This is a genomic window from Formosa undariae (assembly GCF_042427615.1).
Taxonomy (GTDB): domain Bacteria; phylum Bacteroidota; class Bacteroidia; order Flavobacteriales; family Flavobacteriaceae; genus Formosa; species Formosa undariae.
In genome coordinates this window covers 44,205-59,110 of sequence record NZ_JBHMEZ010000012.1, presented here as the reverse complement: position 1 = coordinate 59,110, position 14,906 = coordinate 44,205, and the positions used below count along the sequence as shown (strand labels likewise).

At 34.2% G+C, this 14,906-nt stretch carries 14 protein-coding genes; 12 read left to right on the top strand and 2 right to left on the bottom strand.

All coding sequences use genetic code 11. The annotated features are described in order from the left end of the window. The 8 genes from ACFFVB_RS11235 (at position 1) to ACFFVB_RS11200 (ending at position 7,897) form a co-directional block, all read left to right on the top strand. Positions 1-747, top strand: a complete 747-nt coding sequence (locus ACFFVB_RS11235; RefSeq protein WP_382382871.1) for an ABC transporter ATP-binding protein — start codon at positions 1-3, stop codon at positions 745-747. A gap of 91 nt (positions 748-838) precedes the next feature. Further along, positions 839-2,059 carry an ABC transporter permease gene (locus ACFFVB_RS11230; RefSeq protein ID WP_382382870.1) on the top strand — a complete coding sequence of 407 codons (1,221 nt, stop codon included), beginning with the start codon at positions 839-841 and terminating at the stop codon, positions 2,057-2,059. A gap of 38 nt (positions 2,060-2,097) precedes the next feature. Next, positions 2,098-3,108, top strand: coding sequence for a hypothetical protein (locus tag ACFFVB_RS11225; RefSeq protein WP_382382868.1), 1,011 nt, complete (start codon positions 2,098-2,100; stop codon positions 3,106-3,108). A 23-nt stretch (positions 3,109-3,131) separates the two neighbouring features. Further along, complete coding sequence (locus tag ACFFVB_RS11220; protein ID WP_382382867.1) at positions 3,132-3,743, top strand: YbhB/YbcL family Raf kinase inhibitor-like protein; 612 nt, start codon at positions 3,132-3,134, stop codon at positions 3,741-3,743. A gap of 7 nt (positions 3,744-3,750) precedes the next feature. Further along, complete coding sequence (locus tag ACFFVB_RS11215) at positions 3,751-5,052, top strand: YHYH protein (protein ID WP_382382865.1); 1,302 nt, start codon at positions 3,751-3,753, stop codon at positions 5,050-5,052. Positions 5,053-5,101: 49 nt separating this feature from the next. Next, positions 5,102-6,136 carry a sensor histidine kinase gene (locus ACFFVB_RS11210; protein ID WP_382382864.1) on the top strand — a complete coding sequence of 345 codons (1,035 nt, stop codon included), beginning with the start codon at positions 5,102-5,104 and terminating at the stop codon, positions 6,134-6,136. A 5-nt stretch (positions 6,137-6,141) separates the two neighbouring features. Continuing rightward, positions 6,142-6,897 (top strand): LytR/AlgR family response regulator transcription factor, encoded by a 756-nt coding sequence (locus tag ACFFVB_RS11205; protein WP_382382862.1) that lies wholly within the window; start codon positions 6,142-6,144, stop codon positions 6,895-6,897. Positions 6,898-7,117: 220 nt separating this feature from the next. Further along, a complete protein-coding gene (locus ACFFVB_RS11200) occupies positions 7,118-7,897 on the top strand; it encodes a hypothetical protein (RefSeq protein ID WP_382382861.1) in 780 nt (259 codons plus the stop codon). Between the two features lie 44 nt (positions 7,898-7,941). On the opposite strand, the gene ACFFVB_RS11195 is transcribed toward ACFFVB_RS11200, so the two are convergent. Then, positions 7,942-9,147, bottom strand: a complete 1,206-nt coding sequence (locus ACFFVB_RS11195; protein WP_382382860.1) for a LuxR C-terminal-related transcriptional regulator — start codon at positions 9,145-9,147, stop codon at positions 7,942-7,944. A 488-nt stretch (positions 9,148-9,635) separates the two neighbouring features. Here ACFFVB_RS11195 and ACFFVB_RS11190 point away from each other — a divergent pair, with 488 nt between their 5' ends. From ACFFVB_RS11190 to ACFFVB_RS11180, 3 genes are all read left to right on the top strand, one after another. Next, on the top strand, positions 9,636-9,896 hold the full coding sequence (locus ACFFVB_RS11190) for a hypothetical protein (protein ID WP_382382859.1): 261 nt from the start codon (positions 9,636-9,638) through the stop codon (positions 9,894-9,896). A gap of 77 nt (positions 9,897-9,973) precedes the next feature. Next, the gene (locus tag ACFFVB_RS11185; RefSeq protein WP_382382858.1) at positions 9,974-10,972 is read left to right on the top strand and encodes a metal-dependent hydrolase; all 999 of its coding nucleotides are present in this window, start codon (positions 9,974-9,976) and stop codon (positions 10,970-10,972) included. Between the two features lie 245 nt (positions 10,973-11,217). Beyond that, on the top strand, positions 11,218-12,636 hold the full coding sequence (locus ACFFVB_RS11180) for a CotH kinase family protein (RefSeq protein WP_382382856.1): 1,419 nt from the start codon (positions 11,218-11,220) through the stop codon (positions 12,634-12,636). 159 nt (positions 12,637-12,795) lie between these two features. Here ACFFVB_RS11180 and ACFFVB_RS11175 read toward each other — a convergent pair whose 3' ends face one another. After that, positions 12,796-13,695 (bottom strand): EamA family transporter, encoded by a 900-nt coding sequence (locus tag ACFFVB_RS11175; RefSeq protein ID WP_382382855.1) that lies wholly within the window; start codon positions 13,693-13,695, stop codon positions 12,796-12,798. A gap of 232 nt (positions 13,696-13,927) precedes the next feature. On the opposite strand from ACFFVB_RS11175, the gene ACFFVB_RS11170 reads away from it, so the two are divergent. After that, entirely contained in the window at positions 13,928-14,755 is an 828-nt protein-coding gene (locus ACFFVB_RS11170) for an FKBP-type peptidyl-prolyl cis-trans isomerase (RefSeq protein ID WP_382382853.1), read from the top strand. Positions 14,756-14,906: the final 151 nt, after the last annotated feature.

The following is a 14,906-nucleotide window of genomic DNA, read 5'->3' as shown; positions in this document are numbered from 1 at the left end:
ATGACAAAAGACATCATAAAAATTGAAGATTTAAAGCGTGAGTTTACTATGGGAAACGAAACGGTTCATGCTTTAAAAGGAATTTCGTTTACTATTAAAGAAGGGGAGTTCGTAACCATTATGGGATCTAGTGGATCGGGAAAAAGTACGATGCTAAATATTCTAGGCTGTTTAGATCAGCCATCTTCTGGTGGCTATGAAATTGATAGCGTAAAAGTAAAAGACCTATCTAGAAATGAATTGGCAACGATTAGAAACGAGAAAATTGGTTTTATTTTTCAATCTTATAACTTATTAGCGCGTACTTCAGCAATAGAAAACGTAGAATTACCTTTATTATACAACAGTAAAGTATCGAATAGCGAACGCCGTGAACGTGCTATAAAAGCACTTGAAATGGTCGGTTTAGGTGAACGTTTACATCATACACCGTCGCAACTTTCTGGAGGGCAACAACAGCGTGTAGCCATTGCAAGAGCACTTGTAAATAATCCGGTTATGATTCTTGCCGATGAAGCTACAGGAAATCTTGATACGAGAACCTCTTACGAGATTATGTCTCTATTTCAGGAGTTAAATAAAACACAAGGTATTACAATAACCTTCGTAACTCACGAATCTGATATCGCTACGTTTAGTAGTAGAACCATCGTTTTAAAAGATGGTCATGTTATAAAAGATGTGAAGAATGATACCATTTTATCAGCAGCAGCAGAATTAGCAAAATTACCTAAAGAAGATCATTAATTATGAAATGCCCCAACAAAAATTCGATACGAACCTATATGTTAATTATGGCATTCCATATGACCATAAAAAACAATAAATACACAAGCAGATGAGACTACTAAATCTATTAAAAATCGCATATAAAGCCATTGTTCTTAACAAAGTAAGAACCTTATTAACCATGCTAGGTATTATAATTGGTGTGGCTTCGGTTATTGCAATGTTAGCCATTGGAGAAGGTTCTAAAGAAAGTATTAGAACAACAATTTCGGCTATGGGATCGAATATGATTACCGTAAAACCGGGTTCGGATAACCGTGGAGGAGTAAAACAAGATCCTAGTGCTATGGAAACCTTAACGCTTAAAGATTTCTTTGCGATTAAGGAACAAGCAACCACTTTAAGTAATATGTCGCCTATGGTAAGCGGTAGCGGACAGGTAATTAACGGATCGAATAACTGGCCATCTTCAATTTATGGGGTTAATCCAGAGTATCTAGACATAAAAGTTGTGGGCCTACAAAATGGGAGTATGTTTACTGATGCTGAAGTACAGACTGCAGCTAAAGTTGCTGTAATTGGTCAGACGGTTGTAGATAATATTTTTCCCGATGGGGAAGACCCTGTTGGTAAAATGATTCGTTTTAATAGCATTCCGTTTAAAGTTATTGGAGTTTTAGAAGAAAAAGGAACCAATACTTTCGGGCAAGATCAAGACGATATTGTTATTGCACCTTATACTACGGTTCAGAAGCGAATCTTGGCAATCGATCATTTAAATGAAATTTTAGCATCGGCTATAAGTGAAGAAGATGCACCGGAAGCAGTAATAGAAGTGACAGCAATTTTACGTGCCCAGCACAAATTAACAACCAACGAAGACGACGATTTTCACGTGCGGTCTATGGAAGAATTAATTTCGACCTTCAGTTCTACCAGTGATATGTTAACGGTGCTTTTAGTAGCGGTTGCCGGAATTTCATTATTAATTGGTGGTATTGGAATTATGAATATTATGTACGTATCTGTAAAAGAACGAACCAAAGAAATTGGATTAAGGATGGCTGTTGGAGGAAAAGGTTCGGATATCCTAATGCAGTTTTTAATCGAAGCGATATTAATTAGTATCACAGGGGGGATTTTGGGTGTAATCTTAGGACTAGTATCGACCGTGTTTATTGAAAAATTCTTAAATTGGCCTACCAGCGTGGCGATGTATTCTATTGTAATATCCTTTGCGGTTTGTGCAATAACAGGTATCTTTTTCGGATGGTATCCAGCACGAAAAGCGTCAGCTTTAGATCCAATCACTGCACTGCGTTACGAATAGCAATTATTGCAGTTATTTAGAAACAAAACGTAAATACAATGAAAAAGACACTTATCTTATTAATGATTGCACTTCTATTTGTGAGTTGTGCGAAAAAGAAATCAAAGTCAAAAGAATTGGCAAGTCGTTCTGAAGCTGTAAAATACAACGGAACGGCAAGTGTTACACAAGGTATAGCAACCACGATAACTGAAGATATTTATACTTGTGAACGCGGACGAAAAACAGATGTAGGAGAAATTACGTCTACCGATGGTAAAACATGGACGGTGCCTGCATCAACAAATTATACGAATGATGACTTTCCGTTTTCTTCAGACTTATTTAATTCGTGTGAAGGGAATACGTATGAAACGGTAGAAGAAGCTTTATCTCATTTTGATGATTCTAGCATTATAGAAATAGATGAAGACGGTGAGGTTTTCACCGCCTTTATATTTGCAGATAACTATTTTGAAATGTATGTTAATGGTATTCCTGTAGGAAAAGATAAAGTACCTTTTACCCAGTTTAATTCTAGTATCGTAAAGTTTAAAGTTGAAAAACCATTTACTATCGCCATGAAATTAGTAGATTGGGAAGAACATCTTGGTGTGGGGAGCGAAGCCAATAGAGGGAAAGCGTTTCATGCAGGAGATGGCGGTATGGTTGCTGTTGTTAAAGATGAACAAAACAAGGTTGTCGCTACAACTAATGAAAATTGGAAAGCACAGACATTTTACACCGCACCAATTAAAGATTTAAATTGTGTTTCTGAAGTTGGAAACTATCGATATTCTGAAAATTGCGATACCGATGGTGGTCAAGATGGAACGTCGTTTTATGCATTACATTGGGAATTACCAAACGGATGGATGGATGCCGATTACGATGATTCTAATTGGCCAAATGCAACGACGTTTACTAACGAAACTATTGGTGTAGATAACAAACCGTCGTATACCAATTTCACGTCTCTTTTTGACGATTCAGCACATGATGCTGAGTTTATTTGGTCTACGAATGTGATTTTAGACAATGAAGTTTTAGTCCGACATACCGTTAAATAATAATGCAATTACCTTATAATAAAATGAAACATCACAACATAAAAACGCGTTCGATACTTGGTCTGGGCATACTGCTTTTATTTTTAGCTACGTCTTGTGCCAACAAGGACACTTCTATTTATATGTATGATGATTTTATAACCATTCATCCCGATTTTAAATTGACTAGTAAAGCGGTAGCCGATGGAAAATTATTAGATGCTTTTAAATGTGAAGAGAAAGTAGATGATGTAGAAAATTCCATCCCACTGTCTTGGTCTAACGTCCCTGAAGGCACAAAGTCTTTAGCTGTAGTGATGTATCACTATCCACATAAGGATGATACATCAGAAATAAATTCCTATTTACTGTTATGGGGAATTAATCCATCGGTTTCCGAAATTCCTTATAAAATGGCAAACAATCCGAATTGGTATATGGGGCCTAATAAAGACGGAACCGCTATTTCTTATACGTCACCTTGTTCTCGCGGACCAGGAAAACATGAGTATACCATTGCGCTGTTCGCATTGTCTGAAACGCCGAAGCTTCCAGAATCGAATACGCTTGAAGTTGATTTAAATACATTTATGAACGCTATTTCTAGCGATATCGTTATTGATAGAACGACTTTGAGTTTTATAGATTCTAAATAATTTGTTCATGAAAAAATATATAACCCTTATAACCATCCTGTTTGTCTGTCTTCAGGCTTTTGCTCACGAAGGCGGACACGGTTTACCTACCAAAATTTGGTATTTTACAAATAGTGAAAAGAACTTAAAGGGTGAATTTATTGAACGCATAGACGAAACTGTGTATCTTATGAATGAGAACCATAAGGTCGTGTTTTTCGATATTTCAGAATTTACAAGTGAAGAGCAACACTATATTTTAAATAAAACCACTTGGATTACCGATAAAAACACTTCGCCGTCAGAAGATCAATTACTTTCGATTAACTATTCTAATCTTTTAATCTATTTGGGAGGTGCGTTATTACTATTTTCCTTCTTAAAAATAAAGGAAACGAATAAAGCTAAAATTTTAGCTTTTAGTCTCATTGGCGTTGCTTTTGTGATTACAGGATGTAAAACCAATGTATCCTCTAATGTCATTAAAATGGCAAAAAATAAGGTGTCCTATTTAGAATCAGTTTTTGGCGTTTCAGACAAAGTATCGACACGTTTCGATAACAAATATTTCTACATAGAATCCGATGGTATACCAGAACACGAGATGATGACAGGGATAACCAATTGGCAACAACAGGTTCCTATTAATCACGATTATACAGGTTCTAATGCTTGGGCGATTCCGTTGCAACCCGAATTGGCAGATAATCCGCTTTCGACCAAAGCTAATTTTATGAAAGGCGCCATTGCTATTGCCGCGAATGGAATACCGATTTTTAATCCGTTAAACAATCGAGGTGAAGATGCCAACGCTATTGGAGAATTAGATAAGTGGGGCGGACATTGTGGAAAAGCAGACGATTATCATTACCATTTAGCACCTACACACTTGCAGTCTAAAGTAGGAGCGGACAAACCCATTGCGTATGCTTTAGATGGTTTTCCAGTGTATGGAGAAACGAATGAGACGTTAGACGAAAGTCTTGGACGTTTTACATCAGACAGCACTTACCAATATCACGCCGTTAAAGATTATCCGTATTTAATAGCTTCTATGAAAGGCAAAGTTGAGCTAAATCCAAGAACGCAAGCTCCAGAAAACGAAATCATGCCACAGGCAAAGACAAAAGGTGTTCGACCAGATTTACAACCTTTACGTGGCGCTAAAATAATTGACTTTAAAAACCCTGAACCCAATCAGTATAGTTTAACTTACGAGCTTGAATCGGTTATGTATATCATTAATTATGGTTGGGATACTAACGAAACGTATAAATATCAATTTATTAACCCAGACGGTACAATTACAACGTCTACATTTAATAGATAGTAAATAGTCTATTTTTACAGCTAATAAATGGGTAATAAAATTAAACCGAATGCATAAAAATAAAAACATTACCATCTTTTTACATCTGTTAGTATGGCTAACACTATTTTGTTTGCCTTATTTGCTATCTTACAGTGAAGAACAAGAATTAGATCGAGTTAAAGCGCATTTTTGGATTCCCTTATTCTTTTCAGTAATTATATTTTACTTCAATTATTTTGTGTTAATAGATCGGTTTTTGTTCCCTAAAAAAACGATATTATTTATCGTACTAAATACGGCAATCATTGGGCTTTTTTTGTTTTTAAAAGAATATATTGAGGATAACTACTTTCAAGATATTTTAAAAAAACGTTTTGAGAATACCAGTAGAGAAGAACCTCCATTTAAAATTGCGATATACATACAACTATTGTCGTATCTAGCGCCTTTATTCTTCGCTGTTGCTTTGAAATCTACAAAACGTTGGGTAAAAACGGAAGCCGAACGAAAGGAAGCTGCTAATTTCAAATTGAAGTCGGAGTTGCAACATTTACGGTATCAGTTGCAACCGCATTTCTTTTTTAATTCGTTGAATAACATCTATTCATTGGTCGATATTTCGCCAGAACAAGCAAAATCTACCATTCATAGTCTAAGTAAATTGATGAGGTATTTGTTATACGAAACGAATATTGAAGAAGTACCACTGTCTAAAGAAGTCGATTTTATGAAGAAATATCTAGATCTTATGAAATTGCGTATTTCCGATAAGACTCATGTGGTTTATCAATTTCCTTCTGGCATAACGGCGATAAAAATCGCACCACTTTTATTTATTTCTTTAATTGAAAATGCCTTTAAACACGGGGTGTCTGCAAATAAAGAAAGTGAGATTAAAATCGCTATGTCTGCAGAAGGAAGTACGGTTCGATTTAAAATTGAAAATGCCAATTTTCCAAAACAAAGCGATGATAAAAGTGGTTCAGGTATTGGACTCCAAAACTTAAAAAAACGTTTAGATTTGTTATATCCCAACAAACATATTTTTAATACAGACATAATTGAGGGGCAATTTATAGTAGATTTACAAATAGAAACATAAGCCGCATGGAATCTTTAAAATTGAGTTGTATAATTGTAGATGATGAGCCTATGGCTCTGAATTTGGTAGAAAGTTATGTTGCAAAAACACCCTTTTTAGATCTTAAAAAAAAGTGTAGTAGTGCTATAGAAGCTTTAGATTTTATAAATTCTGAAACTGTAGATCTCCTATTTTTAGATATTCAAATGCCAGATTTATCGGGTATAGAATTTTCTAAAATGTTACCAAAAGGCACGCGTGTTATTTTTACAACTGCCTTCGACCAATATGCTTTAGAAGGTTTTAAAGTAGAGGCATTAGATTATTTACTAAAGCCTTTTGATTATGCCGAATTTTTAACTGCAGCAAATAAGGCCAGAACGTGGTTCGATTTGGTACATTTAAAAAATACTGAATCAGAAGCGGTTGTTGCGGGTTCCGTTTCAGAGAAAAAAGAGTTCCTTTTTGTAAAGTCGGAATACAAGCAACTACGTATCAAATTAGCCGATGTGTTGTATTTTGAAGGGTTAAAAGATTACATTAAGATTTGGTTAAAAGATAATCCGAAAGCGATATTAACTATTATGAGCTTAAAATCGTTAGAGGAAGAATTACCAAAATCAGATTTCATGCGCGTGCATCGCTCTTTTATAGTTTCATTAAAAAACGTAGAAGTTGTAGAACGGAGTCAGATTATAATCAACAACCAACGTATTACCATTTCTGAGCAATACAAACCTAAGTTTCTAGAATATATCAATCAGAACTCACTGAATAATTAATGCGTTAAAAACGCTACGTTTTGTGTCTTAAAGAACGCTATTAGTTCTAAAGGTATTGATCAACGTTTATATTTTAATGCCTTATTTTTTCCAGATTTCAGAACCTTAAGTCTTTATGATTTCAAAATTCATCGAAGGATTTGGCGTGTTTGTCTATCGTATTTTCATAATCGCAGCAATCCTAATATGTTTATACTTTCAACTCTAAATTTATAGTATCATGAAATCAATCGTGTGTTTAATAATTCTAAGTTTTTACACCTTTTCTGCAACAGCGTACGCAGAAGATGGTATTATAAAATCTGATACAATTGTGGGGTCTAGCGAGCAGGTCGATTATAAAGTCACCCAGCATCAAGGAAACCTCACGTTACAATTAAGTACTCGAGATAATAAAACGATGATGTCTATGTTAAGACACGGAGTCACTGTGTTTTTCGATTTAAAAGGCAAAGAGAAGGAAGACGTTGCTGTAACGTATCCTATCCAGCCGATTCAAATGTCTATGAAGCCTGAAGGTGGGCGTGAAGTTGGTTTTCAATCGGAAGCTGAAATAAATCAGATGAAAACTCAAATTAATACGTTAGTTACTACAGACTTTCCGGAGGAGGCATTACTTAAGCTATACGATTCTAAAGAAAATTTTAATGTGCTTTTAAATGGTATGGGTATTTCTGCTACCTATTTTTATAATCAAAAAGAGAATCTATTAACTTATCAATTAACGATTCCTCAGAATAAAATTAAAGAAAAATCTAAAAATGATTTCTCAAAATTAATGATCGGTGTACAAACAGCAAAGCCAGATAAATCTAAAAGAAGCGAAGGATCGGAAGATTTAAATTCGAGCATGAGTTCGCGTGGTGGTGGAAATCGTCAAGGTGGTTCTGGAGGACGCGGTGGCGGAAGAGGAGGTTCTCGTGATGGCGGACAAAGACCAGGAGGAGATGCTGAAAAGGCACCTCAAGGCATTGATTTTTGGTTTGAAGCACATTTGTAATTCAAGTCTTTTGAACAAAATACGTTTAAGTTGATTTTGAAACGTTACAATTCGGAACGGTTGCTAATCTGTAATGTCTCGTATATAATTTTTAAATGGTACTTCACCGTATTTACTGAAATGAATAAGATGTCCCCAATCTCTTTATTGGATTTGCCTTGTTTCACTAAATCGATAATTTGAAGTTGTCTTTCGGTTAAAGAATAGGCGTTTAAGTCTAATTTAGTATGGCCCGACTCATTTAATTCCTTTGTAACACGTTCTAATTCATTACGCATATTATCCATTTCTTGCTCTGCTACGATGCGTTTCTTCTTTGCCGATTTATAAAAATAAATTAATAAGAAAAGCAGAATAATAAGGGTGCCTACAAGTGTGATTAAGAAATTTTGATGCTGTTTTTCTTTTTCTACTTCTTGTTCTTTGCGTTTTTGTAATAGGTCTTTTTCTACCTTTAATAATTTACTACTTCTATTAGTTGCATCGTGAGCAGTAGATAATCTTTTTACTTTTTGTTCTGCCAATTGTGCGTTTTTAAAATCGCCGATTTCAGAATAATAGTAAGTCATATCATCATATAAGCCTAGTACATAGGCTGGTATCTTGTGTTTTCTCGCGTAGAATAAACCGGTTTCGAAACTTTCAATTACTTTGTCGTGCTCACCTAAGCTTTTATATAGTTCTATCTTTTTACGATAGACCAGAGGGAGCTGTTTTGGCTCATGTTTTAATAAGACGTCTAAAGCTTCATTTAAATATTTATCAGCTTTGTCGGTATTTCCTTTACGAATTTCCATGCGTGCTAAAACCATCCAATAGAACGACAGTGTTGTAGGGGTAATATACTTTAAATCTTCATCCGATATCTCAGATATAATTTCAGATACTTTGTCATATTCTAATAAGTCGAAATGAACTAATAATTTTTCAAGTTTAAATTGTGCTTTTACCTGTTCTTTCTCGTCTGTTAACAGCCCTGATTCCAAGGCTAAATCTAAATTTTCTAATGCTTGATCGTAATTGAATAATTCTTTATAAATTAAATATTTTTCATAATAAGCTCTGCAGATATCGTAAGGTGTAGAATCGCTATTATGAATAATACTTTCTAGTCTTTTAATCTTATTTTCATTTTGAGTATTGTCCTGTATAATAGGCTTATCATCATTTTGCTGTATACTAATTATAGTATTACCTCTGCATAAAATGACAAAAAATAGAAAAAGTAGAAGTAAAGTGTTTCTTAACACAAAATATGATTTAAGTAGGTCCTTAACAAATATAAGAGGTTCTGTTTAATTCACAACCATTTATAATCCAGATATATGTGGCGAAACCCTTAATTTCTTATGCTTTTTATAGCAGTTTATTTAAGCTACGAAATAGAATTTATAAATAATAATAAGTAGTGTAATTATTCATACGAAGTGCTGATTTTTTAATGTATTAATTATCAGTTGTTTAATACAGACTACCCGATGGGTAGTCCTTGATTTTAAGCGTTTTGGTTAAAACTACTCGCTAACTACCTAACCAATTTTTGTCTTTTTTAAGAAACTTAATCAAATTTGATAAACGTCAATACCGTATTAAAAACGATATAAATTTTTGATGTTATTTCCTAAACCTACTTAAACCGCTATTACTATGCTTAAGAAATCCCGATCGATTATTCAACAGTACTATTTTAAAGTTCCATGTGATGTCTTAATTACTAATGACTTTAATCGTGTATAATATGGAAAACGTAATTGAAATTTATGCGTTAATCATCCTTCTAGGTATTGGATTACTATATGGTTTTTACAAATTAACCGAGTATGCCTTTTGGTGCAATCAATTATGGATTGCTATCATGTTGTTAATGGTATATATAATAGATAGTGCGACCATTCCGTTTGTATCGGCTTTAATCTATTTTGGTTATACCTTTTTTTTATTAAATGTTATTGGCTTTGTGGTTTTCCAAAAAGAAGAATGCTTAGCTAGTAATGAATAGCTACCTAAAAACTCGAGATGTATTAATTTGCGAATACCTGTGGTGATATGCCGAACTTAAATTAAGTTTGCATTTATATGGATTCACTTACTCAAATCGTTTTAGGAGCTGCCGTTGGCGAAGCTGTACTTGGTAGAAAAATCGGAAATAAAGCTATGCTTTACGGAGCTATAGCGGGCACAATTCCTGATTTAGATGTATTAGCTTCTCACTTTACCGACACTGTTACGGCTCTAGAAATTCATCGTGGATTTACACATTCCATCTTGTTTTCTATTGTATTTGCTCCTGTAGTTGGATGGTTAGTCTCGCGATATGAACGTTATAAAAATGTAAAAGGTTGGTCTTGGTTATTTTTCTTGGCTTTTGTAACACACCCGCTTTTAGATGCACATACTACTTGGGGAACACAACTGTTTTGGCCGTTAGATTTACGGGTCGCTTATAAATCTATATTTGTTATCGATCCGCTATACACTGTGCCATTTTTGGTATTTTTAATTATGGCGATGTTTCAAAAACGTACGTCTCAGAAAAGAAGAACATTCAATAATTGGGGACTCGCTTTAAGTTCAATATATTTACTAATAACTTTAGTTTTAAAAGGCATTTCATTCACTAAATTCGAATCTGCTTTACAAGATCAAAACATTTCATATTCAGAGATAGACACACGACCTTCTCCCTTAAACACTATTTTATGGACGGCCAACGTAGATACTAAAGAGGCGTATTTAGTAGGACACTATTCTTTTTTCGATTCGCAACCGATCTCGTTTCATCGCTATCCCAAGCATCATGACTATATTACGGATATAATGGGAGACGCAAAGATGCAACGTATGATTCGTATTTCTAAAGGCTGGTATACTATTTCTAAACAGGATACAGATTTATACTTTAACGATTTACGATTTGGTACGTTAAGCATGAACCCGAATGCCGAAAATTTTGTGTTTCAGTATAAAATTGAAAAAGATAAAAACGGAAACATTCATTTCGAGGAAACACCTAAAGACCGTAATGATGCCAAACATCTACTAGGCGATTTATGGACGCGTATTAAAGGAAATTAAGAACACTATAATCACATTGTTTCAATTATAGATTAGTGTGTTTAAAATGATATTAAATTACGTTTACGCGCTGTAATAATCGTGCGACTTCCATATAAAACTCCAATTTTAGAAAGCACGTTTCCGTTTTAACGGACAATAAACGGCATTCGCTTAAAAGTATCTACACTTCACTTAATATGGTACTATGACAACATTATTTTGCTGACATTCACCTCATATTAAAAACTTTTAAACGTATTGAAATGAAAAAAGTAAGTATAATTTGCCTTTTAGCCTTGCAAATGGTCGTGATGTACTCGTGTGCAGATGACGATACAACAATAACAGACGAAACCACTACAGAAGAGAGTGATGTCGTTGAATTTGATGATACAGATTTTGAAACCACAGATTGGACAGAGGAAACGCACAGTAAAGATGCAGATCCCAATTTTGACGAAGTTTTCGAAGATGAAGCTGTAAAACGTTTAGATATTGTTATTTCTGAAACACGTTGGAATAGTATGTTAACAGATATGACCACCTTGTACGGTACGTTTGGCTCGCATTCTGGAGGAAATGGCTTGAGTGATAGCGACGAGGATCCTATTTTTGTTCCTGGAGAAGTATTTTATGAAGGGAAAGAATGGTATCGCGTAGGAATTCGTTTTAAAGGAAATTCTAGTTTACAATCTAGTTGGTCTTCAGGCATATTAAAATTATCGTTTAAATTGGATTTTGATGAATATGAGAAGGAGTATCCACAAATCGATAATCAGCGTTTTTACGGATTTAAAAAATTGAGTTTAAAAAACAACTATAACGACAAATCGATGTTACGCGAAAAAGTAGCGGCCGATGTGTTTAGAGATGCAGGATTAGCAGTGTCTCATACCGCGTTTTATACCGTGTATGTAGATCATGGCGATGGTCCAGAATATTTTGGTGTGTATACTATGGTCGAAGAAGTAGATGATACGGTAATCGATACACAATTTTCAGATAACGATGGGAATTTATATAAGCCTGATGGCGATGGTGCAAGTTTTGCATCAGGAACTTTTTCTGAAGATGTATTTGTAAAGAAAACGAATGAAGATGATGCTGACTTTACCGATATTCAAGATTTGTTTACGGCATTGCATGCGGCAAACAGAACAACAGATCCCGAAGCTTGGCGCTCAGAATTGGAGTCTATCTTAGATACAGATACCTTCTTAAAGTATTTGGCTGTAAATACGGTTATTCAGAATTGGGATACGTACGGAAGAATGACACATAATTACTTCTTGTATAATAATCCAGATACAGAGCGTTTGTCTTGGATTCCTTGGGATAATAATGAGGCTTTACAACGCGGAAACGGACAAGGAGCTGTGTCCATAGATTTTTCGAATGTGAGTAGTAGTGAATGGCCATTAATAGGCTATTTATATGCAGATGAAACCTATAAAGCACAATACGATACTTATGTACAAGAGACTTTAGATACTGCATTTAACACCAGTACAATTCAGGCAAAATATGCTGTGTATAGCGCATTAGTAGAACCTTATGCGACTACCGAAGTATCTGGATATAGCTTCTTAAATTCGAGTTACGATTTTCAGACCGCTGTTAACGAGTTGTATAATCACGTTTCCGAACGTACATCTACAGCAGTGTCTTATTTAAATAATTAGTTACTAATTAGATCTTTTTAATTCAAAACTAAAGCCAGCTATTTTTATAATAGCTGGCTTTTTTATATAGATATATTGGGGTTTACTATTCCGAAACGTAATCGTTTCAAACTAAATGATACTAGTATATTTGTTTTTTAAGTCACTTTATATGCGAGATTAAGAATACAATATCAAGAACACACCCAGCATAATTCCCGCTAAAGGCACAAGTTTTTTACGCTTATTTTGTTCTTTAAAAATCAAGCCTCCAATAACAACAGCAATTATAATTTGACTTCGTTTTATAGCCGACAGCAACATAATTAAAGCTTCGGGATCTTGTAAGGCTTTAAAATAGAAATAATCTGCGGTTTGTAATAATACACCAACAGCAGGAATAGACCAACGCCACTTAAATGCAGTCCGTTTTTCTACTTTCGGAAACCAAATAACAGACATAATAACTAATAAAATTAAAACAGTATAAAAGCAAAACCAAAATTGAAGTGTTTGTGGTGTTAGTGCTAAACTTTGTATTAGAAATTTGTCATATAATCCGCTTGACGCTCCAAGAAATGTAGCGACAATAATAGCTAATATCCATTTGTTACGTGTAAATACAATCCCTTCTTTTTTCCCAATTCGAGAATATAGAATAACAGAACCAATAATTAATACAAAACCAATCCACTGCAACGGACTCGGACGTTCCTGATAAATAAAAATGGCTCCGATAAATGTAAAAAAGGGTCCAGCAGAGCGTATAGGAGTAACTATTGTGATGGGTAAATGTTTTAATGCCTGATAGGCTAAAACCCATGAAGCCGCCATTATAGAAGACTTAATAAAAATAAATCCATGCGTTTTTAAAGAAATGTCTTCAATATAAAAACCTAAAGAATGCATATAATCTGGAGCAAATTGCGATCCCAAATAAAACGGGAGAATCAATAAAAACCCAGAACTTATAGTTCCTAAAAGTACAGGAAAGACTTCGTTGCCTTGAACGGCATGTTTTTTACATAAATTATGTAATCCTAAAAATACGGCCGAGAGTAGGCCTAAATACATCCACATGGCGGCAAATATAGGTTTTTAGAGATTTTTAGCTTTTGTTTCTTTTTAAAATTTATTCAAAATCTTTAAATATAAATTTTAATTAAAACTCTTAGCGGATTAATTTCTCTTATAGATTTCTTTAAATAATCCTTCAGATTGATTAAGCGTTATGAATTCGTTAAGATTTTAACGTTTATGGTGTTGTGTAGGAACTTCAATTTCATATTTTTGCGTACCTAAAAAAATAAATATGAAGTCAGTATGTATGGCACTTTTTATAGTGCTTTTCGTCTCTTGTAGTTCGGACGATGAAAATTCGAATAAAGATTATACCCTTGAAAATCAAGAAGAAATTTTATCGTATATCGCAACTAATGGTATTGATGCTATAGGCACAGATTCTGGTTTGTACTATGTTATAGACAAAATGGGAGAAGGAAATGCCATCACAGCAGATTCAGATGTTTCAGTGAAATATAAAGGGTATTTTACAGACGGTAGTGTATTCGATGAAAATACAGAAAGCGGAGTTACTTTTAATTTACAAGGTGTTATTGAAGGCTGGCAAGAAGGAATTCCTCTTTTTAATGAAGGTGGAAGCGGATTATTAATTATCCCTGCACATTTAGCCTATGGAAGTAATTCTTTTAATGGTATTCCTGGAGGTTCTGTTTTAATATTCGAAATTGAAATTTTAGATTATAACGCACTAAACAAACAAGAAATTGAAGACTATATCGCAGAAAATGAATTAAATGCTATGAGTACAGCATCTGGATTATATTATGTGATAGAAGAGCAAGGTGAAGGTGAAAAACCAACGAGCACGTCTTCAGTAACAGTTAATTACGAAGGGTATTTTACCGATGGTGAAATTTTTGCAGAAAGAAGTTCAAACCTAAATTTAGAAATAGAAGATATTTTAGAAGGTTGGCAAGAAGGTTTACAATTATTGAATGAAGGTGGGACTATGAAATTATTAATTCCATCTGAATTAGGATATGGTCTTTACGATTATTCTGTTATTCCTGGTGGTTCAGTAACTATATTCGATATAGAATTGGTCGATGTAAATTAACTGTTTCTATAGAAACCAAAATATTAAAAGCTCATCTGTATCAGATGGGCTTTTTTTAGGACTTCATTTTACATAGCACCTTAAAAGTCTACTATAAAATGAAGTTTAAAATGGCACCAATTATTACCAAAAATATAAAGTATATTCGTAA

Bases quoted from the DNA above. Each gene is read 5' to 3' on its own strand.
- ACFFVB_RS11190 (WP_382382859.1), top strand. From the start codon at position 9,636: ATGGAAAACGTAATTGAAATTTATGCGTTAATCATCCTTCTAGGTATT.
- ACFFVB_RS11220 (WP_382382867.1), top strand. From the start codon at position 3,132: ATGAAACATCACAACATAAAAACGCGTTCGATACTTGGTCTGGGCATA.
- ACFFVB_RS11215 (WP_382382865.1), top strand. From the start codon at position 3,751: ATGAAAAAATATATAACCCTTATAACCATCCTGTTTGTCTGTCTTCAG.
- ACFFVB_RS11175 (WP_382382855.1), bottom strand. From the start codon at position 13,695: ATGTGGATGTATTTAGGCCTACTCTCGGCCGTATTTTTAGGATTACAT.
- ACFFVB_RS11180 (WP_382382856.1), top strand. From the start codon at position 11,218: ATGAAAAAAGTAAGTATAATTTGCCTTTTAGCCTTGCAAATGGTCGTG.
- ACFFVB_RS11170 (WP_382382853.1), top strand. From the start codon at position 13,928: ATGAAGTCAGTATGTATGGCACTTTTTATAGTGCTTTTCGTCTCTTGT.
- ACFFVB_RS11200 (WP_382382861.1), top strand. From the start codon at position 7,118: ATGAAATCAATCGTGTGTTTAATAATTCTAAGTTTTTACACCTTTTCT.
- ACFFVB_RS11235 (WP_382382871.1), top strand. From the start codon at position 1: ATGACAAAAGACATCATAAAAATTGAAGATTTAAAGCGTGAGTTTACT.
- ACFFVB_RS11205 (WP_382382862.1), top strand. From the start codon at position 6,142: ATGGAATCTTTAAAATTGAGTTGTATAATTGTAGATGATGAGCCTATG.
- ACFFVB_RS11230 (WP_382382870.1), top strand. From the start codon at position 839: ATGAGACTACTAAATCTATTAAAAATCGCATATAAAGCCATTGTTCTT.
- ACFFVB_RS11185 (WP_382382858.1), top strand. From the start codon at position 9,974: ATGGATTCACTTACTCAAATCGTTTTAGGAGCTGCCGTTGGCGAAGCT.
- ACFFVB_RS11225 (WP_382382868.1), top strand. From the start codon at position 2,098: ATGAAAAAGACACTTATCTTATTAATGATTGCACTTCTATTTGTGAGT.
- ACFFVB_RS11210 (WP_382382864.1), top strand. From the start codon at position 5,102: ATGCATAAAAATAAAAACATTACCATCTTTTTACATCTGTTAGTATGG.